The sequence below is a fragment of the Aestuariivirga sp. genome (assembly GCF_047600585.1).
GTDB lineage: Bacteria > Pseudomonadota > Alphaproteobacteria > Rhizobiales > Aestuariivirgaceae > Aestuariivirga.
In genome coordinates, this window is record NZ_JASGKP010000001.1 from 1,908,632 (window position 1) to 1,929,352 (window position 20,721).

At 62.7% G+C, this 20,721-nt stretch carries 19 protein-coding genes; 8 read left to right on the forward strand and 11 right to left on the reverse strand.

Annotated features, from left to right (window positions below; genetic code table 11):
- Window position 1: 1 nt before the first annotated feature.
- Window positions 2-316 (reverse strand): hypothetical protein, encoded by a 315-nt coding sequence (locus tag QM801_RS09390; protein WP_415020956.1) that lies wholly within the window; start codon window positions 314-316, stop codon window positions 2-4.
- Here QM801_RS09390 and QM801_RS09395 point away from each other — a divergent pair.
- Both QM801_RS09395 and QM801_RS09400 read left to right on the forward strand, forming a co-directional pair.
- The gene (locus QM801_RS09395) at window positions 281-1,840 is read left to right on the forward strand and encodes a DHA2 family efflux MFS transporter permease subunit (RefSeq protein WP_415018942.1); all 1,560 of its coding nucleotides are present in this window, start codon (window positions 281-283) and stop codon (window positions 1,838-1,840) included. The genes QM801_RS09390 and QM801_RS09395 overlap by 36 nt on opposite strands.
- A gap of 714 nt (window positions 1,841-2,554) precedes the next feature.
- Window positions 2,555-6,232 (forward strand): vitamin B12-dependent ribonucleotide reductase, encoded by a 3,678-nt coding sequence (locus QM801_RS09400; RefSeq protein WP_415018943.1) that lies wholly within the window; start codon window positions 2,555-2,557, stop codon window positions 6,230-6,232.
- A gap of 381 nt (window positions 6,233-6,613) precedes the next feature.
- On the opposite strand, the gene QM801_RS09405 is transcribed toward QM801_RS09400, so the two are convergent.
- The 4 genes from QM801_RS09405 to QM801_RS09420 form a co-directional block, all read right to left on the reverse strand.
- Complete coding sequence (locus QM801_RS09405) at window positions 6,614-7,636, reverse strand: AraC family transcriptional regulator (RefSeq protein WP_415018944.1); 1,023 nt, start codon at window positions 7,634-7,636, stop codon at window positions 6,614-6,616.
- A 1,093-nt stretch (window positions 7,637-8,729) separates the two neighbouring features.
- A complete protein-coding gene (locus QM801_RS09410) occupies window positions 8,730-9,590 on the reverse strand; it encodes a L,D-transpeptidase (RefSeq protein WP_415018945.1) in 861 nt (286 codons plus the stop codon).
- 74 nt (window positions 9,591-9,664) lie between these two features.
- Window positions 9,665-11,446, reverse strand: coding sequence for an aspartate--tRNA ligase (aspS, locus tag QM801_RS09415; protein WP_415018946.1), 1,782 nt, complete (start codon window positions 11,444-11,446; stop codon window positions 9,665-9,667).
- Window positions 11,447-11,543: 97 nt separating this feature from the next.
- Complete coding sequence (locus tag QM801_RS09420; RefSeq protein ID WP_415018947.1) at window positions 11,544-12,212, reverse strand: L,D-transpeptidase; 669 nt, start codon at window positions 12,210-12,212, stop codon at window positions 11,544-11,546.
- 129 nt (window positions 12,213-12,341) lie between these two features.
- Here QM801_RS09420 and QM801_RS09425 point away from each other — a divergent pair, with 129 nt between their 5' ends.
- From QM801_RS09425 to QM801_RS09435, 3 genes are read left to right on the forward strand one after another with little or no spacing between them, the layout of a single operon-like run.
- Window positions 12,342-12,530: an FAD-dependent monooxygenase gene (locus QM801_RS09425; RefSeq protein ID WP_415018948.1), complete on the forward strand. Its 189-nt coding sequence runs from the start codon at window positions 12,342-12,344 to the stop codon at window positions 12,528-12,530.
- Window positions 12,481-13,653 (forward strand): NAD(P)/FAD-dependent oxidoreductase, encoded by a 1,173-nt coding sequence (locus QM801_RS09430; RefSeq protein WP_415018949.1) that lies wholly within the window; start codon window positions 12,481-12,483, stop codon window positions 13,651-13,653. Before QM801_RS09425 ends, QM801_RS09430 begins: the two co-directional genes overlap by 50 nt.
- Window positions 13,654-13,695: 42 nt before the next feature.
- A complete protein-coding gene (locus QM801_RS09435) occupies window positions 13,696-14,400 on the forward strand; it encodes a cyclic nucleotide-binding domain-containing protein (protein ID WP_415018950.1) in 705 nt (234 codons plus the stop codon).
- 6 nt (window positions 14,401-14,406) lie between these two features.
- Here QM801_RS09435 and QM801_RS09440 read toward each other — a convergent pair whose 3' ends face one another.
- From QM801_RS09440 to ychF, 4 genes are all read right to left on the reverse strand, one after another.
- Window positions 14,407-15,063: a 5'-nucleotidase C-terminal domain-containing protein gene (locus tag QM801_RS09440; RefSeq protein ID WP_415018951.1), complete on the reverse strand. Its 657-nt coding sequence runs from the start codon at window positions 15,061-15,063 to the stop codon at window positions 14,407-14,409.
- A gap of 207 nt (window positions 15,064-15,270) precedes the next feature.
- Window positions 15,271-15,744 carry a MaoC family dehydratase N-terminal domain-containing protein gene (locus QM801_RS09445; RefSeq protein WP_415018952.1) on the reverse strand — a complete coding sequence of 158 codons (474 nt, stop codon included), beginning with the start codon at window positions 15,742-15,744 and terminating at the stop codon, window positions 15,271-15,273.
- Complete coding sequence (locus tag QM801_RS09450; protein WP_415018953.1) at window positions 15,741-16,193, reverse strand: MaoC family dehydratase; 453 nt, start codon at window positions 16,191-16,193, stop codon at window positions 15,741-15,743. Before QM801_RS09450 ends, QM801_RS09445 begins: the two co-directional genes overlap by 4 nt.
- A gap of 13 nt (window positions 16,194-16,206) precedes the next feature.
- Window positions 16,207-17,304 (reverse strand): redox-regulated ATPase YchF, encoded by a 1,098-nt coding sequence (gene ychF, locus QM801_RS09455; RefSeq protein ID WP_415018954.1) that lies wholly within the window; start codon window positions 17,302-17,304, stop codon window positions 16,207-16,209.
- A gap of 119 nt (window positions 17,305-17,423) precedes the next feature.
- Between ychF and QM801_RS09460 the strand changes: the two genes are divergently transcribed.
- Complete coding sequence (locus QM801_RS09460) at window positions 17,424-17,822, forward strand: iron chaperone (protein ID WP_415018955.1); 399 nt, start codon at window positions 17,424-17,426, stop codon at window positions 17,820-17,822.
- Here the strand turns inward: QM801_RS09460 and pth are convergent, their stop codons facing one another.
- Window positions 17,823-18,431 (reverse strand): aminoacyl-tRNA hydrolase, encoded by a 609-nt coding sequence (gene pth / locus QM801_RS09465; protein ID WP_415018956.1) that lies wholly within the window; start codon window positions 18,429-18,431, stop codon window positions 17,823-17,825. It lies immediately after the preceding gene.
- A 183-nt stretch (window positions 18,432-18,614) separates the two neighbouring features.
- Here pth and QM801_RS09470 point away from each other — a divergent pair, with 183 nt between their 5' ends.
- Window positions 18,615-19,058: a carboxymuconolactone decarboxylase family protein gene (locus tag QM801_RS09470; protein ID WP_415018957.1), complete on the forward strand. Its 444-nt coding sequence runs from the start codon at window positions 18,615-18,617 to the stop codon at window positions 19,056-19,058.
- 59 nt (window positions 19,059-19,117) lie between these two features.
- Entirely contained in the window at window positions 19,118-19,792 is a 675-nt protein-coding gene (locus QM801_RS09475) for a TetR/AcrR family transcriptional regulator (RefSeq protein WP_415018958.1), read from the forward strand.
- A gap of 11 nt (window positions 19,793-19,803) precedes the next feature.
- Here the strand turns inward: QM801_RS09475 and QM801_RS09480 are convergent, their stop codons facing one another.
- The gene (locus QM801_RS09480; RefSeq protein WP_415018959.1) at window positions 19,804-20,544 is read right to left on the reverse strand and encodes a 50S ribosomal protein L25/general stress protein Ctc; all 741 of its coding nucleotides are present in this window, start codon (window positions 20,542-20,544) and stop codon (window positions 19,804-19,806) included.
- Between the last annotated feature and the right edge of the window lie 177 nt (window positions 20,545-20,721).

Sequence of the window (20,721 nt, forward strand, 5' to 3'; positions counted from 1 at the left end):
GTCAGCCCTTCACTTTCGTGTTATCGGGCACAGGATCGGGCCGGCAGTTCACGCCCGGCAGCGGGATCTGCTCGTATCGATTCTTGTCATAAGCCGCCTGGCGGGCCGAGCAGTCCGGCATCGGTTTTGTCTTCGGCGCCGGAATGCCGTCATAAAACTCCCGGAAAGGGGCCGTATCGTGGAACCAGTCATCATGCCCTTCCCAATTGAGCGCAAGCGCCGGTCCACACCATGAGAAAAGCACTGGCAGAATGAGAGTGCTACGCCCAAACTGTCTGATATGACGACCGAATCTGTTGTGATCACCACCCATCATGAGCTTCCACGCCTGCGCCGCTGGGCCGGGTATATCGCCTTGTGCGTGGGCATGTTCATGGCGATCCTCGATATCCAGGTGGTCGTCACTTCCCTCAAGACCATCGAGGAGGCGCTGAATATCGGCGCCGACCGGATGAGCTGGGTGCAGACATCCTATCTCATCGCCGAAGTGATCGCCATCCCGATCATCGGGCTGCTCATGCGCGTCTTTGGTATGAAGCGGCTCTTCGTGGGTGCGCTCGGCCTGTTCACGCTGGCCTCCATCGGCTGTGCGCTCAGCATCGGTTTCTGGGACCTGATGGTCTGGCGGGTGATCCAGGGCTTTGCCGGCGGCGTGCTGATCCCGCTCGTCTTCTCCGCGATCTTCCTGTTGTTCCCGCGCAGCTTCGAGCAGACGCTCGCGACCACGGCGGGCGGCTTCCTTGCCGTGCTCGCCCCCACCATGGGGCCGGTCACTGGTGGCTGGCTCACCGAACACTTCTCCTGGCACTGGCTCTTCCTCATCAATGTGATCCCGGGCTTTCTTGCCGTGGCGACGGGACTGTTTGCGCTGCCGCCGGGGCGCTTCGAGCGCAAGCTGATCTTCACCCTCGATTGGCTGTCGCTTCTCGCCTTCGGCGTTGCACTGGCGCTGCTCATCGTGGGGCTGAAGGAAGCGCCGACGCAGGGCTGGCTCTCGCCGCTGGTGCTTGGGCTTTTCGCGGGATCGGCTGCGGCGCTCGTTTATTCGGTGATGCGCAAGGATGCGGCGATCATGTTCCACCTGCTGCACGACCGGGCGCTGGCCTATGGCTGCGTGCTGAGTTTCCTGCTCGGCTTCATCCTGTTTGCTTCCGTGTACATCTTGCCCGTCTTCTTCGCCTTCGTGCGGGGCATGACGCCGCTCCAGATCGGCCTCATCACCATCACCATGGGCGTAATGCAGATCATCGCGGCCCCCTTCACCGTGCTGCTCGATCGCTATTTCGATGCCCGCGTGCTGACCGCTGCGGGCTTCATCGTCTTCGCGGCGGGGCTTCTGCTCAATGCCAACCTCACGGTGAATAGCGGCGAGCCCGAGGTCTTCTGGGCGCAGATCATCCGCGGCGGGGCTGTGGCGCTCTGCATCCTGCCGCCCATCCGCATGGCGCTGGCGCTGCAGCCCATCGCGGTGGTGAGTGACGCCTCCGGCCTCTTCAATGTGGTGCGCAATATCGGCGGGGCCATCGGCATTGCCATCATGGACACGGTGATGTTCACCCGCGGGCCAACCCACGCCGACGAGATCATGGAAAAGATCAGCACCGCGCCCGACGTGGCGGCGGCCCAGCTCGGCATTCCTCTGGACACCCTGCCCTCGCCCGACGACGCCATGAGCATGATGGGCATCATGGACCTGATCCAGAACGCGAGCCTGACCCAGGCGATCAACGATTGCTGGTGGCTGCTGGCGGCGGTGGCCTTGGTGGCGCTGCCGGTGTTGTGGCTCCTGGGGCCCATCGACAGCGCGCGTCCGGTATGGCGGCGCAAGCCCGAGGGGTGAGTCCCTTCACCCTCTCGCTCGTCACCCCCTCCTTTTCCTCCGTCACCGCTAGCGAAGGCGGGGGCCCAGCTTTCCGCCTGATCGACATCCAAAGCTGGATTCCGGCTCGCGCGCGACATCTCGCTGCGCTCGATCAAGGCGCGCGTCCGGAATGACGGGCTTCGGGATTGCTGGCGGGAAAGGCCGATTCGCCCCTTCCGCAGGGGTCGATTCCCCGCTCCGGACAGCGGATAAGTTCCCGGAATCGCCACCAGAAAGCGTTGCGGGGCGTTCTCCACAACCCGGTCACCCCAGAATTATTTTCGTGACGGGCTCTTGACGGGAGTCAAGCTCAACCCGGCCCAAATCCACCGCGGCATTCCACCCTGTGGCTTATATCCTTATGCCGCTTGAGCTTGCCGCCAGAATCGGTTGATCTACACCTCGTCGAACGGTTGTTGGGACCGGGACACACAATATCTGGTATTAACCAGTCGTTAACACACTAGGTATTGACGCGTAACTGGGGGCGGCATACTATCAGCATCCAAGATCACGGGGCCAAAAGGCGGCTGCCGAGTGGGTCTGCGAGGGTACTCGCGGTGTCCTGCCACGTGAGCTTGGGGGCGTAACAAATCGCCAAACAGGTCAGGTGTTGAACGCGGGTTGGGACATATCCGTGGGCGTTTTCGTGCGTCCGCGGGTCAAGAAATACAGGCAAAAAGGGCGAACAAAATGAAAATTGAGCGGCGCTTCACAACGGCAGGCAAGGACTCTTACGACGGGATCGATTTCCGCAAGGCCGTCAGTGAAATCAAGAATCCGGACGGCAGCATCGTCTTCCGTCTTGAGGACATCGAGGTGCCGGCCTCGTGGTCGCAGGTCGCCACCGACATTCTGGCCCAGAAGTATTTCCGCAAGGCCGGTGTGCCCAAGGCGCTGAAGCGCTTCGAGGAAGAAACCGTGCCGTCGTGGCTGTGGCGCTCGGTCGCCGACGAGGCCGCTCTCGAGGGCGTGCCGGAGAAGGACCGCACCACCGGCGAACGCTCCGCCAAGCAGGTGTTCAACCGCCTGGCCGGCACCTGGACCTACTGGGGCTGGAAGGGCGGCTATTTCGACAGCGAGGAGGATGCGCGCGCCTTCTACGACGAGCACTGCGCCATGCTTGCCCGCCAGATCTGCGCCCCCAACAGCCCGCAGTGGTTCAATACCGGCCTGCATTGGGCCTATGGCATCGATGGCCCGTCGCAGGGTCATTATTATGTGGATTTCGAAACCGGAAAGCTCACCAAGTCCAAGACGGCGTATGAGCATCCGCAGCCGCATGCCTGCTTCATCCAGTCGATCTCCGACGACCTGGTGAACGAGGGCGGCATCATGGACCTGTGGGTGCGTGAAGCCCGCCTGTTCAAGTACGGCTCCGGTACCGGCTCCAACTTCTCGCACCTGCGCGGCGAAGGCGAACGCCTGTCGGGCGGCGGCAAGTCCTCCGGCCTGATGAGCTTCCTGAAGATCGGCGACCGTGCTGCGGGCGCCATCAAGTCGGGCGGCACCACCCGCCGCGCCGCCAAGATGGTCGTCGTTGACGTCGACCATCCCGATATCGAGCAGTATGTGGACTGGAAGGTGAAGGAAGAGGAGAAGGTTGCCTCGCTCGTCACCGGTTCCAAGGTGGTCAAGAAGTTCCTCAGCGCCATCATGAAGGCCTGCGTGAACTGCGAAGGCCCGGGCAACGACTGCTACGAGATCGAGAAGAACCCGGCCCTCAAGCGCGCCGTGAAGGACGCGCGCAAGAACATGGTGCCCGACAACTACATCAAGCGCGTGATCCAGTTCGCGCGCCAGGGCTACACCGACATCCAGTTCGACACCTATGACACCGACTGGGATGGCGAGGCCTATCGCACCGTATCCGGCCAGAACTCCAACAACTCGGTGCGCGTCACCGACGAGTTCCTCAAGGCCGTGGAGCAGGACAAGGACTGGCAGCTCACCGCCCGCATCACCGGCAAGCCGGTGAAGACGCTGAAGGCGCGCGCGCTGTGGGACAAGATCGGCTATGCCGCCTGGGCGTCGGCCGATCCCGGCATCCAGTTCCACACCACCATCAACGACTGGCACACCTGCAAGGCCTCGGGCGAAATCCGCGCCTCGAACCCCTGCTCGGAATACATGTTCCTTGATGACACCGCCTGCAACCTCGCCTCGCTGAACCTCATCCAGTTCCGCAAGGCCGATGGCAGCTTCGACATCGCGGCCTATGAACACGCTGTCCGCCTGTGGACCATCGTGCTCGAGATCTCGGTGCTGATGGCGCAGTTCCCGTCCAAGGAAATCGCCCGCCTCTCCTATGAATACCGCACCCTCGGCCTCGGCTTCGCCAACATCGGCGGCCTGCTGATGACCGGCGGCATTCCCTATGACAGCCATGAAGGCCGCGCCATCTGCGCTGCCATCTCGGCCATCATGACGGGTATCGCCTACGCCACCTCGGCCGAAATGGCCAAGGAGCGCGGCCCCTTCCCGGGCTTTGCGAAGAACCGCGAGCACATGCTGCGCGTGATGCGCAACCATCGCCGCGCCGCCTATGGCGCTGCCGTGGGCTATGAGGACGTGGCGGTTGCGCCCGTTCCGCTCGATGAAAACGACCTGCCGGACAAGGCCCTTGCCGCCGCTTCGCGCCGCGCCTGGGATCTCGCCGTGGAACTGGGCGAAGCCCATGGCTACCGCAATGCCCAGGCCACCGTGGTTGCCCCCACCGGCACCATCGGCCTCGTCATGGACTGCGACACCACCGGCATCGAACCCGACTTCGCACTCGTCAAGTTCAAGAAGCTGGCCGGCGGCGGCTACTTCAAGATCATCAACCAGGCCGTGCCCGAGGCGCTTCGCACCCTCGGCTATGGCCAGGAGCAGATCGAGAAGATCATCGGCTATGCCGTGGGTCACGGCACGCTGGCCGACGCCCCTGCCCTCAACCACGCCCAGCTTCGCGCCAAGGGCTTCGGTGACGCGCAGATCGAGAAGATCGAGGCGGGCCTCGCCTCGGCCTTCGACATCAAGTTCGTCTTCAACAAGTGGACGCTGGGCGAGGACTTCTGCAAGTCGGCGCTCAAGCTCACCGACGCGCAGCTGAACGACTTCTCCTTCGACATGCTGGCCCACCTCGGCTTCTCCAAGGCCGACATCGACAAGGCCAACATCCATGTCTGCGGTGCTATGACGCTGGAAGGCGCTCCCGGCCTCAAGGACGAACACCTGCCGGTCTTCGACTGCGCCAATCCGTGCGGCCGCATCGGCAAGCGCTACCTGTCGGTGGAAAGCCACATCCGCATGATGGCGGCGTCCCAGCCCTTCATCTCGGGCGCCATCTCCAAGACCATCAACATGCCGAACGATGCGGCGGTCGAGGATTGCGCGGCGGCCTACATGCTGTCGTGGAAGCTCGGCATCAAGGCCAACGCGCTCTACCGCGACGGCTCAAAGCTGTCGCAGCCGCTCTCGGCCCAGCTGATCGCCGACGAGGACGACATGGCTGACGAGGTGGCGGATGCCATCGCCGCCAAGCCGCTCGCGGCCCGCGTCGAAACCGTTGTGGAACGCATCGTCGAGCGGGTCATGATCCGCGAACGCGAAAAGCTCCCCTCCCGCCGCAAGGGTTACACCCAGAAGGCGGTCGTGGGCGGCCACAAGGTCTACCTCCGCACCGGTGAATATGATGACGGCCGCCTCGGCGAGCTCTTCATCGACATGCACAAGGAAGGTGCGGCGCTCCGCGCGATGATGAACAACTTCGCCATCGCCGTGTCGGTCGGCCTCCAGTACGGCGTGCCGCTCGAGGAATACGTGGATGCCTTCACCTTCACGAAGTTCGAGCCTGCCGGCATGGTGCAGGGCAACGACTCGATCAAGAACGCCACGTCGATCCTCGACTACGTGTTCCGTGAGCTGGCCGTGTCCTACCTCGGCCGCAATGACCTCGCCCATGTCGAGCCCTCGGAATTCGGCTTCGACAGCCTGGGCAAGGGCGAAGGCGGTGCGTCCGAAACCCGTGCTCCGGCACCGGTTCCGGCCCAGCGCTTCCTCTCCACCGGCTTCGTGCGCAAGACCAACCTCTCCAACGTGGTGGTGATGCCGCAAGGCACGGCCACGGTGACGGCAACCTCTCCGGCCCACGCCCTGCAGATGCGGGCGAGCGAATTGGTTGGTGCCCTGGCACTCGCCACCGAAGTGGTGGAAGCCAAGGTGACCTTCGCCGAACCCGCAACCGTGGCGGTGATGGACAGGCGCACCGAGGCCCGCCTCAAGGGCTATGAAGGTGATTGCTGCTCCGAATGCGGCAACTACACCATGGTCCGCAACGGCACCTGCATGAAGTGCGACACCTGCGGCTCCACGAGCGGTTGCTCGTAACAGCCTCGGGAGACGTACCAATGCGACCATTGAGGTGGCTATCGAAAGAGGCAAACTCTAGGGCCATTCTAACGATCATTGCCGTGTTAGGATGGCTTGGCGCAGGAATACAATTCATTTGGAATCAAGTTCTGGTGCCTCAGAACCCTGAATTCGCAAGTGGTCAGTTTGGAGACGGTTATCGAGCCGGCCAAATTGAAGCTCAACTCAGGCAGGAGAATGCATCACTTAAGGCCGAACTGAGTGCAGCGATCTCCTCTCAAGAGATTGAGGCAAAGATCGAGTTGATGTCAGATGCAGAACTGAACAAGGTATTGTCATCAAACTAGCTAAGCGCCGGGGCTCACGCTCCGGCTTTTTTCTTTGAGAGAGACGATGGCGTCAGCGGGCCTGCGACTCGGCGCGGACATCGCTGGGCGTGCGGCCGAAGGCCCGGCGGAAGCTGCGGTTGAAGTGCGAGAGGTCCCCGAAGCCGCAATCGAGCGCGATGGTGGCGATCTTCTCATGGGCATGGGCCGGGCTGATAAGCCGGAAGCGCGCCAGTTCCAGCCGCTCCTGCAACACCCAGGCCGTGAAGCTGGTGTTCTCGCCGGCGAAGAGGCGTTGAAGCGCGCGCGGCGAGGTGTTCCACAGGGCCGCGACCTGCTCGAGGCTCAACTCCGCCGTCAGGTTCTCGCGCAGCAGCTTCTTCAACCCGGCCAGGCGGGCAAGCCGCTGCCCCTCGCCCGCAGCACAGGCTGCCGTATCGGACGTGGCACCCAGCGTGAGCGCCACAAGCTGGCGAATATGGTTCGCCATCACCTGCCTGAGCGCCCCATCACCATCAGCGGTCCACGTCGTCTCCATGTAGTCGATCAGGTGGCGGAGGCTTGACGAGCCCCGCGGGATCAATCGCATCCACGCTTCATCGCTGTTCTTCATCAGGGGCAGAAGCGTGTGCTTCGGCAGACGGAGGCCCAGCATGCGGCCCGGCGGCTTGTGGGTGAAGCAGGACGGATCGGAACCCGACACCAGCACCGCATCGCCATTGCCCAGCACCAGCTCCTCATCGAACTGTTCGATCAGATGCTCGCCCGCGAGGTTGATGATGAGCACGGCGTCGTCCGTTCCGTCCTCCACCAGCTTGCGGGTGCGGCGGTTGCGCGAGCCATGGATTGCGCCTTCCGCCACCAGCACATCGGAAAGGATGTTGAGCGCGAGGTCGGCGGCGAAGGGCATGTCCGGCAGCCGCTCCATCTCGTAGCGGTATCCGATCCGCGCAAAGCATTCGCTGAGCACGGATGGCCCTGCCCGCTCGCCGTGATGGGCAAGAGACAGCCTTACCGGCACCGGCGGCGGCGCCAGCGGCGAAGACGACAACATCATCTCAGGCGAAACCGGCAGAAGCCGGGAGAAATCTGGCATGGGACGTTCCCGATGGTGACGCGAAACATGTGCCCCCCACGCGGCGTTGAGCATAGGTCAACGGGCGTTCGGGCTCAAGCCAGGGGGTCTGACGCTGCATGCCGGCACCAAACGCCCATCGATTGGCGTGAGACTCCAGGATTCCGCACTGCATCGCGGCCTATCGATCGCTCTCCATCACCGCTGCTGGAGGAGAAGACGATGAAGGCGACTGCGCTGTGGACATTGCTCACGGGTGAGACGGTGTTCGACCTCGTCTCGAAGCCCGCACGACACCCTCAACAGGCGCGTGACAGACGCGATGAAGCGTCGTCTGACGATGAAGAGCATCCCGTCGCGACCGATTCTCAGGGCAAGAGTCCCCTCTCCCGGACTGATGAGGAGCACCGATGAGAGCTTCGGAGGGGTGATGAAGACGAGTTGTGCACAGCCTCCGGCAAAAATTCTGTGGATTACGGAATGACGGCAACACCTCGTTCAGAAATTTTTTCGCTTTCGGGCGGCAAAAAACGGCTTTTTCTCCGTGTACGGAGAGAGCTTGTTTCAGCAGCCATCTCCGGGTATTTCTCCGATTCCGTCATTTCCTCCGTATACGGAGGATGCGGCCTGCGACCTGAATTTTTACCAGTTGTTAGGCAGTTCCGTGAGACACACAAGATGTGGTCGGCATATTGCCGAATCACACAAACGGGTTCAGTAAGTGCACAGTGACAAGCGCGTGAAGGGCATACCGCCATGCAATCGCGATTGGTTCACGACTGTAGAGCCTGCGTTGTGGGGCATTAACAACCAAATCTCTAGGAGATGACTATGGCTGCGAAGAAAGCAAAGAAGGCCGCTAAGAAGGCCGTGAAGAAGGCGCCGAAGAAGGCGAAGAAGGCCAAGAAGGCCAAGAAGTAATCCTTCTTCTTCCAAGAGCTTTCTCTTCAATCGGCTCCGGTCGGCATCGCCACCGGAGCCGACTTGTTTCTGGAGCCACGTTTGTCTGACCCTGTTTCGAAATGAAACAGATCGCCCCATGTCTCAAGCAAAGTCCCAAGCAAAAAGGCCGCCCCTATGGAGCGGCCTTTTGCATTGAACGGGGATGCCAGGATTACTGGTAGACGTAGATCTTGGCGCCGATCTTCACGCGCTCGTAGAGGTCCATCACGTCGGCGTTCATCATGCGGATGCAGCCCGACGACACCGCGCCGCCGATCGAGGCCTCGTTGTTGGTGCCATGGACGCGATAGATGCTGCCGCCGATGTACATGGCGCGCGCCCCCAGCGGATTGCCCGGGCCGCCTTCCATGAAGTCGGGGATGTAATGACCTTTGGCGGCCTCGCGTTCGATCATCTGCTTGGGCGGCGTCCACGAGGGCCACTCGGCCTTGCGCACGATCGAGGACTGGCCGCTCCACTGCATGCCTTCCTTGCCCACGCCGACAGCGTAGCGGATGGCCTCGCCTTCACCCGAAACGTAATAGAGGGCGCGTTCCGGTGTCTTCACGATGATGGAGCCGACCGGATACTTGGTCTCGTTCCAATCCACCACTTCGCGGGTGGTCTTGTTCGAGAGCTTCACGGCCTTGCCGCCGGACGCGGAGAATGAAGCCGTCTGGAAAACGCCGTTGCGCGTCACGCGGGCGTCGCGCTTGCCGAAGAGGCACTTGAAGAAGCCGGTGCAGACGCGGGGAGAGCCCGCGCTCGTATCGACGACGGGCTGGATGCGAACCGAGGGCTTGCGCTTGCCGCTGGCATCGGCCGCTTTTGCGGCCTTGGCCTTCTTCAGGGCAGCCGCTTCGGCATCGGCATCACGCAGCGCCTTCTCGGCCGCGAGCTTGGCGGCCAGCGCCTTCTTCTTTTTCAGGAGAATGGCTTCTTCCTGGCTGGTGGTGGCGGAAACCGCAGGCGCTGCTGCCGTCATGGACACGGCAAGCCCGAGGGCCGCCGCCATCAAAATGCGCTTCATCATTGACCTCGTCTGAAAGCCCCCGCTTCCTATCCGAGTCTGTCAGACTCGGGCAAGGCAGTTAATCCCGGGTTAAGTCACGACTCAGGCAAATTCAGCCGGATGTGGAGTTCGCGCAACTGTTTGGGCGTGGCCGAGGACGGGGCTCCCATGAGGAGATCCTGCGCCTGCTGGTTCATCGGGAAGAGCGTGATCTCGCGGAGGTTGCTGGCCCCCACCAGAAGCATCACGATGCGGTCCACCCCGAAGGCCATGCCGCCGTGGGGCGGCGCGCCATACTGGAAGGCGCGGTACATGCCGCCGAATTTCTCTTCCACCACGTCCTTGCCCATGCCGGCGATCTCGAAGGCCTTGACCATGGTCTCGGGCGAGTGGTTGCGGATGGAGCCCGAGGCGATCTCGAAGCCGTTGCACACCATGTCGTACTGGAAGGCCTTGATGGTGAGCGGGTCCTGCGAGGTGAGCGCCTCGATGCCGCCCTGCGGCATGGAGAACGGGTTGTGGCAGAAGGCGACCTGCTTCTCTTCCTCGTCCCACTCATAGAACGGGAAGTCGACGATCCAGGCGAGCGCGTATTCGTTCTCGTTGGTGAGGTTCAGTTCCTTGCCCACGCGGGTGCGGGCGTCGCCTGCGAACTTGACGAACTTCTCCGGGCGGCCGGCCACGAAGAAGACAGCGTCACCCACGCCGAGGCCGAGCTGCTTGCGGATCGCTTCGGTGCGTTCGGGTCCGATGTTCTTGGCGATGGGGCCTGCACCGCCCTCCTCGCCCTCGCGCCAGAAGACATAGCCGAGGCCGGGCTGGCCTTCGCCCTGGGCCCAGCCGTTCATGCGGTCGCAGAAGGCGCGCGAGCCGCCCTTGGGCGCAGGCACGGCCCACACTTCCACCTTGGGGTCGCTGGCGATCATGCCGGCAAAAACCTTGAAGCCGGAGCCCGCGAAGTGCTCGGTCACGGCCTGCATCTCGACGGGGTTGCGGAGGTCGGGCTTGTCGGTGCCGTACTTGCGCATCGACACGTCATAGGGAATGCGCGGCACGTCCTTGCGCACCGTCTTGCTGCCGGCGAACTGCGAGAAGGTCTCGAGGATCACAGGCTCCATGGTGGCGAAGAGATCGTCCTGGGTCACGAAGCTCATCTCGAGGTCGAGTTGGTAGAACTCGCCGGGCAGACGGTCGGCGCGCGGATCCTCGTCGCGGAAGCAGGGCGCGATCTGGAAGTAGCGGTCGAAGCCCGCCACCATCAGGAGCTGCTTGTACTGCTGCGGCGCCTGCGGAAGGGCGAAGAACTTGCCGGGATGGATGCGCGACGGCACGAGGAAGTCGCGCGCGCCTTCGGGCGAAGATGCGGTGAGGATCGGCGTCGAGAATTCGTTGAAGCCGATGCCGTTCATCTTGTTGCGCAGCGCCGCGATGATGCGGGTGCGGGTCATGATGTTCTTGTGCAGCGTCTCGCGGCGAAGATCGAGGAAGCGGTACTTGAGGCGGGTATCTTCCGGATAGTCCGGCTCGCCGAAAACCGGCAGCGGCAGTTCGGCCGCCTGCGAGAGGACTTCGATCTCGGTCGCGAAGACCTCGATGGCGCCGGTGGGGAGTTCGCTGTTCTCGGTGCCGGCCGGGCGCGGACGCACCTTGCCATCAACACGGATCACCCATTCGGAACGCACCTTCTCGGCCGTCTTGAAGGCGGCGGAATCGGGGTCTGCCACCACTTGGGTCATGCCGTAGTGGTCGCGCAGGTCGATGAAGAGAACGCCGCCGTGATCGCGCACGCGGTGGACCCAGCCGGAAAGGCGGGTTTCGCCGCCTGCATGTTCGGCGCGGAGCCCGCCACAGGTGTGGCTGCGGTAACGGTGAGTCATGAAAACCTCGGGAAAACCTTCAAATTCACGCGCTAAAGCGCATGGAGGCCCCGATTTGTCAAGTTTGCCCGGATTGCCCCGGATTAACCAGAAAACCTCAGCCTTCGTTGCCGCCAAACAGCACGAAGGGCTTCTTGCAGACCTTCTTGCCGTCCTTGACGGTGCACTTGGCGGCGACCTTCTTGGCGGGCTTCTTCTTGGTGTCGCCGTTGATGGTTTTCTCGATGTCGTTGCCGATGGCCGCGAAGCTGCGCTTCGGCTTGCCGTTCAGCCACCAGCTGCTGGCCTTGTCCCCGGCCGAGGCCATGCCCGAGCCGAAGTCGAAGAAGCCGCCCTTGAGCGTGACGGTGGTGTTGGACATGCCGTTCTTCTGCACGAGGTCATAGAGGATGGCGGCATTGTCGGGCGCCAAGCGCACGCAGCCGTGGGAGGCCTTGCGGCCCAGGCTCTTCACATGGAAGCTGCCGTGGATGGCGTGGCCCTGCGGGGTGAAGAAGATCGAATGCGGCATGGGCGCGTCGTCCCATTCCTTGGAGAAGTGGTCGGCCTCCATGCGGAACGGACGGAAGGTGCCGCTCGGCGTGTCATAGCCCGGCGCGCCGGTTGAAACCGGCCAGACATATTCGGTCGAGCCGTCCACCTTCACGGTCATCTTCTGCGAGACCTTGCTGACGATGATGTCGATCTTGCTGGCCAGTGCCGCCTCGGCGGAGACAAGAAAGCCAACAAGGGAAAGAAGCGGGATGATGAAGTGGCGCAAGCGCATGACGTTACCCAAACTGTCAATGTGAGGGTTGCACGATAGGCGAAGCGGGGTTGTCCGTCGAGGGGGAACCGTTCACTTGCACGTGCGGAAGACCTCCCCCTATTGTCTTTTCTTCCCGGAGTGCTGTTCATGTCACAAGCAATTTTCCACCCTGATTTCAAGGCGAAGCCCTTTTGGTGGGAGGCCTATGAGCCGAAGCCCCTGCCGGAGGTGGCACTGCCGAAGGAAACAGCGGTGGCGATCGTCGGGGGTGGCTATGCCGGCATGAGTGCGGCCCTCGAACTGTCCCGGAACGGGATCGAGTTCGATCGTCCTTGATGCGGCCGAGCCCGGCTTCGGTGGATCGACGCGCTCGGGCGGGCTTGTCTCGGCCGGCGTCAATGTCGGCAAGCGCATGATCAACCGGGCACTGACGCCGGAAGAAGCGAAGCCCTTCCTCAACGACGCCATTGACGCCTTCACCAACATCGAGAACCTGATCGCCGATAACAAGATCGACTGCGGCTGGACCAAGACAGGGTATTTCCTCGGCGCGTGGTGCAAGTCGCACTACGACGGCATGAAGAAGAAGGTCGATCTCATCAACGCCGAGGCGCAGTCGGATGCGGTGCTCGTTCCGCGCGAGCAGCAGCGCGCGCACATCGGTTCGGACTACTATCATGGCGGCATGCTGGTGGGGCGCGCGGCCCATCTCCACCCTGCCCTCTACTACAAGGGCCTTCTCGACCTCGTGGTCAAGGCGGGCGTGCCCATTGCCTCGCGCACCTCGGTCAACGGCCTCACCCAGGAGGCGAACGGAAGCTGGCTGGTCAAGACGCAGCGCGGCACGATCAAGGCGCAGCACGTGGTGATCGCCACGAACGGCTATACGGGCGACGTCACCCCGCAGTTCAAGCGCCGAGTGGTTCCGGTGGGTTCCTACATCATCGCCACCGAGGAACTCTCGCCCGATCTCGCGAAATCGCTGAGCCCCGCCAACCGCAGCTTTGCCGATACACGCCGCGTGCTCACCTATTACCGCCTCTCGCCCGACGGCAAGCGCATGATCTTCGGCGGACGCGCCAAGTTCGGCTTCTCCGATCCGGTGGAGACGGCACCCATGCTCTACCAGTTCATGCTCGACCGCTTCCCGCAGCTCAAGGGCACGAAGATCACCCATGCCTGGACCGGCAATGTCGCCTTCACCATGGACGAGCTTCCCCACATGGGGAAATTCCAGGGCCTGCACTATGCGCTGGGTTGCAACGGCTCGGGTGTCGCCATGATGAGTTTCCTCGGCCGCGAAACCGCGCGCAAGATCGTGGGCAAGTCGAACCGCACCATCGCCTTCGACCAGCCGGAGTTTCCCACAAGCCCGCTCTACCACGGGAACCCTTGGTTCTTGCCGCTGGTCGGTGCATGGTTCCGCACGCGCGACTGGTGGGACCGCCGATTCAACTGACGGTCCGGCAAGCGCGGCAGCAGCCACCGAGGTACGACACAGATGGAATGGCCCTTTCACACCAGCGTCTTCGTGCTGCTGTTCCACATCTCGAACCTGATGGCTTTCCTCGCCTTCCTGCTGCGCGACCAGTTGCAGCTTCGCCTGCTCATGGGCGTGAGCCTGTTCCTGCAAGGCCTCTACTACTACGCCATTCCCGGAGGCCCCCTGTTCGACCCGCTGTTCTGGAAGGTGGTGTCGTTCGGCGCGAACCTGATGATGATTGCGCTCGTCTTCGGCGGGCGTCTGGACTTCGGCATTCCGGAAGACCTGCGCGGCCTTTATGAACGCATGGCGGTTCTGACACCCGGCCAGTTCCGCAGGCTCACCGCCAAGACCGTACGGATCAAGGGTGGCGGGGCGGCGATCCTGACCGATGGCATGAAGCCGGACCGGCTCTACTATCTTCTGCGCGGCGACGCCCAGATCATCAAGAACCGCCAGACCGCGACACTGCAATCAGGCGCCTTCCTCGGCGAGATTGCCTTCCTGAGCGAGCTTCCGGCCTCCGCCACCGTCGTCCTCAACGACGGGGCCGAATGCATTGCCTGGAACCGGGCGGCGCTTCTGCAGCTCATGAAGAAGGATGCGGCGATCGACATCGCCATGCGCGGCTTCTTCAACCACGACCTCGCCTACAAGGTGGCGCGGAGCATTCCGATTGCGCCGGCACCGGAAGCGCCGCGGCGCAGCTCCGTCGGCGGTTGAGCGGGATTACTTTCCGGCCTTGATGCGGCCCAGAACCTTGATGTCGCGCACGCCCACCTCTTGCAACAGAGCGGCGACATCAGCGGCAACCGGCTTGGGCTGTCCTTCCACGCGCTTCGTGGCGGCGAAGGGAGCCAGCGCCTTCACCAGATCTTCCGTGGCGGCGATGCGATAGGTCTTCTGGAAATCGAGAGCGGCGCCATTGACCGTGAGCTTGATGACACGCTGGCCTGCAGGCTTCGCGGCATCGAACACGAGACGCACGCCGGAGATCTGCGGAAAGGTCGGAGACACGGCGGGCGCAGTGCCGAGTGCCTGCTCCATGGCATCCAGCAACTGCATGCCAGTGGCTTCGATCACCACGCTGTTGGCGTCGGCGGCAATTTCCGCCGATGCAGCAGTGCCATCGAAGCTCTGGCCCTTCGTGTAAAGACGGTTGCCGCGGATGATGGCGCAGGAGACGACCGCGAGATCCGAGCCTTGCGCCTTCTTCACCGCATCGGCGACGAAATTGCCGAAGGCTGTTTCCGAAGAACAAGTGACATTGCCGGTCGTATCGAGATCACGCTTCAGCACGAAATCCGCCACGGCGAAGGCCGGAAGCGTTGATAAGGCGAGCGCGCCTGCAAGGGCGGTGGCCCGAATGAGTCCCAGCTGTGTCATGATCGAATTCCGCCTCGTGCCGCTTGCCTGTCAAAGGCCCTGATTGAGAACCTCCAACGCAACCATGGATTGTATCTCTCGGTTGCGCCCTTCCTGTCTTTTGCGCCCATACCAGCAAGTTGCGCGACAATAAAGGGCAGAAGGGACGCACCACCCACGCGGGGTTGAGACGGCGGCATGTGGGGTTTTCGCCGGAAAAGCCCCGGCTCAGGCGGCGACCAGCACCTTGCCCTCGAACCGCATCACCTCTTCGCCCGCCGGATTATGCCCCTCGGCGAGGAAGGTAACGATGCCCCAGCCGGGCCTTGAGGCGAGTTCGCGCTTGGCAGTCACGGTGGTGCGATAGGAGATCACGTCTCCGGCGTGGACGGGACGCGGCCAGCGCACCTTGGCGATCCCGGGCGACGGGCCGATCTCCGGCAGTGTCTTGCCGGCGGCAGCAAGGCGCGCGCGCTGGGATGTATTGGTGGCGACGTAGCAGCTCATCCAGGCGGAACAGGTATGGAAGCCGGCGGCTGCGGTCTTGCCGAAGAGGCCCTTCGCCGCCTCGCCCGCATTCATGTGGAAGCCCACGGGCGCGAAGGCCGTGCTGTAGGCGCGGATGTTCTCCGCCGTGAAGGTGTAGGTGCCGAGTTCCGTCACCTGGCCGATCTCGAACTCCCTGAGGTAGAGGCCGATCATGCCGCCCTCGCCCGCATGAAGAACATGCCTGTCATTTCGATGCAGGCGGTGCCGGAGGCCTTGGCGAGAGTCGAGGTGAAGGTGACGATACCGATGCCCGGCCGCGAGGATGATGCGCGCGTGCCGGTGATCGTGAAGGTGCCGGTCAGCACATCCCCCGCCAATACCGGCGCCAGCCACTTGATCTCGTCCATGCCGCTCGAGCCCAGGATGGCCGAGCGGCTGAGGCAGGCGTCACACATCAGGCGCATGAGCATGGAGGTCGTATGCCAGCCGCTGGCCGCAAGCCCCCCGAGGATCGACTGCCGTGCCGCCTCCTCGTCTAGGTGAAAGGGCTGCGGATCGAACTCGCTGGCGAATGCGATGATTGCCTCTGCCGTGACCTGATGCGGCCCCAGCGCGTGAACCTGGCCTGCGGCAAAATCCTCAAAGTGCAAGAGGCTGCTCACGGGATGGGCGGCCTCAGGTGTTGAAGCGGAAGTGCATCACGTCGCCATCAGCCACCACATATTCCTTGCCTTCGAGGCGGAACTTGCCCGCCGTCTTGGCGCCGGCTTCGCCAGCGTTGGCGATGTAGTCGTCATAGGCAATGGTTTCGGAGCGGATGAAGCCCTTCTCGAAATCCGTGTGGATGACGCCCGCTGCCTGCGGGGCCTTGGTGCCCTTGGTGATGGTCCAGGCACGGGCTTCCTTCGGACCCACGGTGAAGTAGGTGAGCAGGCCGAGCAGCGCATAGCCTTCACGGATCACCCGATTGAGGCCGGGCTCATGCAGGCCCACGGCATCGAGATAATCCTTCTGGTCGGCGGGCGGCAGCACGGCGATCTCGCTCTCGATCTTGGCGGAGACGACGACGGCCTTGTTGCCTTCCTTCTCGGCAAAGGCCTTCACCTTGTCGGAAAAGGCGTTGCCCTTGTCGGCGCTCGCCTCCTCGACGTTGCAGACATAGAGAACCGGTTTCGACGAGAGGAGACCGAGGCCGCGGAACATGACCTCCTGTTCATGCGAGCGCTCAACGAGGCGGGCAGGCTTGCCCTCGCGCAGCAGCACCAGCGCCTTGTGCATCAGCTCCGCCAGTTCCTTCGATTCCTTGTCGCCCTGCTTCGCCTTCTTCTCGGTGTTGATGTAGCGCTTTTCCAGTGAATCGAGATCGGCGAGCATCAGCTCGGTTTCGATGGTCTCGATATCGGCGATGGGGTCGATGCGGCCCGAGACGTGGGTGATGTCGCCATCCTCGAAGCAGCGCACCACGTGGGCGATCGCGTCGGTCTCGCGGATGTTGGCAAGGAACTGGTTGCCGAGGCCTTCACCCTTGGAGGCGCCCTTCACGAGCCCTGCGATGTCGACGAAGGTGAGGCGAGTCGGGATGATCTGCTGCGAGCCTGCAATGGCCGCCAGCTTCTCGAGCCGCTCGTCGGGCACGCCCACGTCACCCACATTGGGCTCGATGGTGCAGAAGGGATAGTTGGCGGCCTGCGCGGCAGAGGTCTGCGTCAGCGCATTGAACAAGGTGGATTTGCCTACGTTCGGCAGGCCCACGATGCCACATTTGAAACCCATGTTTCCGGAATCCTTGATGATGATCTAAATCTGGGCGGTTCCTGCAACTCCGGACGCGGTTCTGCAAGTGCTTTTTCGTCTTGCGGAACCAATGGTCCCATCGCACGTTGCAGCCGACCATGCGCAAATACGACATCACCACGGTAGACGCCTACATCGCCGCGGCCCCGCCCGAGTCCCGCGAGACGCTGGAGGCCCTGCGCGACCTCGTCACCTCCACCTGCCCGCGCGCCAGCGAGGGGATCAGCTGGGGTGTGCCCTTCTACCGCCAGGATGGCTTCCTTGCCGGTTACTCCGCCTTCAAGGCCCATGCCCTGTTCGGCCTGACGTTCCGTCTGACCGATGACGATCGCAAGCGGCTGGAAGAGAAAGGCTATGGCACCGGCCTCAAGACCGTGAAGATCAAGTACGGCCAGAAACTGCCCACCGCCATCCTGCGGGAGATGCTGAAGCGGCAGGCGAAGGCAAACGCCGACAAGGTGAAGACCAAGGCCAAGACCGGCAAGATGGCGAAGTGATCACTCGGCCTTGCGCGGCGCGTTGGGCCGCGGCGGATAAACGGCCAGATGCACCTTGCTCTGGTACTTCTCGTCGAGGCCCTCGGCCAGCATCGCGGCGTTGTCGGCCACCGACTCGAGCAGCAGCTTCAGCCATTCCCGGTCCGCCTTGGCGAAATCGCCAAGCACATGAGGCTGCACCAGTTCCTTGACGCCCGGGTGGCCGATTCCCAGACGCACCCGCTTGAAGTCGGGACCGATATGGGCGGAAATGGAGCGGATGCCATTGTGACCCGCGGCACCGCCACCCGTCTTCACCCGGACTTTGCCGGGTTCAAGATCAAGCTCGTCGTAGAAGACGTAAACCTGCGACAGCGGGATGTTGTGGAAGCGCACCGCCTCGCCCACGGCGCGGCCGCTTTCGTTCATGTAGGTTTGCGGCTTCAGCACCAGGACCTTCTCGCCGGCAAGCGTGCCTTCCGACATCTCGGACTGGAACTTCTTCCGCCAGGGGCCAAAACGGTTGGCTGCGGCGATCGCCTCCACCGCCATGAAACCTATATTGTGCCGGTTGGCGGCATATTTGCTGCCAGGATTCCCCAGCCCCACGAAGAGAAACATCGACGTCATCCACGGAATGCCTGTCGGCTGTAGGTGATTTGCCACGCCGGATCAACTCGCGCCGCCACTGGATGGCGGCAGCCTTCCTCACCACTCACGCCCATGTGATGCCCGAGGGGCCTTGACTTCTTACGCTGTAAGGTTATCAGTGTTCCCGCGCCTTACGCCGTAAGGTCAACAGAGGAGAAGATCATGTTTCGTTTTTCACAGGCTGCCATCGTCTTCACGCTTGCACTGACCGCCGGTACTCTCGCGCGGGCTGACGACATCGCCACGCGCAAGCAGGCCGCACTTGCGGATATCAAGGCCGCCTTCGGTGGTGTGCCCACCTTCGTGACGCAGTTGCCGGATGCGACCGTTGCTTCCTACTGGCAGTTGGAGAAGGATCTCGAGCTGTCCGAAACCACCGCGCTTCCGCCCAAGACCAAGGCCCTCATCGCCATTGCGGTCGCGGCGCAAATTCCGTGCGAGTACTGCATTGCCGCCGATACGGCCACGGCCAAGCGCCTTGGTGCAAGCGATGCGGAAATTGGTGAAGCCGTCTCGATGGCCGCCCTCACCCGCTATTCGAGCACCGTTCTCCATGGTCTTCAGGTCGACCTTCCAACCTTCAAGGCCGAGATGGGCGTCAAGTAGCGGAACACGTTGCGCGAATCCCGCCGTTTCGCCAATTCTCAGGAATGTCCCGCAAACCCGTGAAACGCCGTCCGCTCAGTGCCGGCCTCATCGCCGTCACGGCCCTTGCCTTGGCCGATGCGGACGGAATTGAAAGCCTCAGCTTCCGCAACCTGGCCCAAAAGCTGGGTTGCGAAGCCATGAGCATCTATCACTACTTTCCGAGCAAGGCGCATCTGATCGACGCGATGGTGGCGATCTGTCTCTCCGAAGTCAGCTTCGCCGACACGAAAGCGCCGTGGCAGGAGCGCCTGCGCGTTGCCGCCCGGAATTGGCGCGCCATGGCCTTGCGTCATCCCGGCTTCTTTCCGATCGTCGCCGTGCACCGTCTCAATTTCCGCGAAGGGCTCACCACCCTCAACCACATCGTGGAGATTTTCGCGGCGAGCGGCCTTTCGCTCGAAGCGCAGGCGCGCCATTTCCGCGTCTTCGGCTACTACATCGTGGGGGCGGGTCTCGACGAGGCGATCGGCTATGCAAAAGGTCCGTCGGCTGCGGTTCCAGTTGAACCCGAAGAGGCAATGAAGCTTTTTCCAGCCATCATCAGCATCGGCAAGTGGTTCGCGAGCGAACACCGGGAAAAGACCTTCGACGTCGGCCTTGAGTCGCTGATCGCAGGCATGGAAGCGGCACTGGCAACCGAAATGAAAATGGCGGGACACGCCCCTGAGGCGGCCCCGCCATCGAAAGCCTGAGACGGCTGGCGTTACTTCTTCTTCGGTGCAGGCGCGGCAGCAGCCGGAGCAGCACCCTTGGCACCAGCGGCCGGAGCGGCACCCTTGGCGCCAGCGGCGGGTGCAGCACCCGCAGCAGCAGCGGCCGGAGCCTTCTGGGCCGTGGCCGGAACTTCCGCCGGAGCGGCTTCCACCGGAGCTTCTTCTTCCTTGGCCTGCGAGGTGAGCGTCACCAGCGTCGGGTTTTCACGCGAGACAGCGGTCACGCGGTCGGGAAGCTTGATGTCCGACAAGTGGATGTTCTGGCCGATCTGCATGCCGGTGAGGTCAACCACGATTTCGTCGGGGATGAAGTCGGCCGGGCAGTAGAGATCGACGGAGTGCGACACGATGTTGAGCACGCCACCGGCCTTGAGGCCCGGAGCGGCTTCCTGGTTCTTGAAGTGAACCGGGATTTCAACGTTGATGCGGGCGTCCTTGCCGAGGCGCAGGAAGTCCACATGGATGATGCGGTCCTTCACCGGCTCGAACTGCACGTCGCGCGGAATGGCGCGGATGGTCTTGCCATCGATTTCGAGGTCAACGAGGGTCGACAGGAAGCGGCCGGTCTCGACGTGCGGATGCACGGCCTTGTAGGTCAGCGCGATAAGCTCCGGGTCCTTCTTGTCACCATACACAACGCCCGGAATGTCTCCGGTGCGGCGAACGGAACGAGAGGCCCCCTTACCTGCCTTGCTGCGCGAAGCAGCCTTGATCGTCACGATTTTCGACATAGTATTCTCCAAACAACAAAAAAGACCCGGCCTTCCTCCAGGGGTGAACGACGCCGGGTGAACGGGCCGGGCTATAGGAGATCGCGGGCCGGTGCGCAAGCCACCCCGCCTCTTTGCCCCTCTGTCAGGGGCTTCCGCTATCCGGGGTTGAGGATACACCCCAGCTTTCACCCTGCT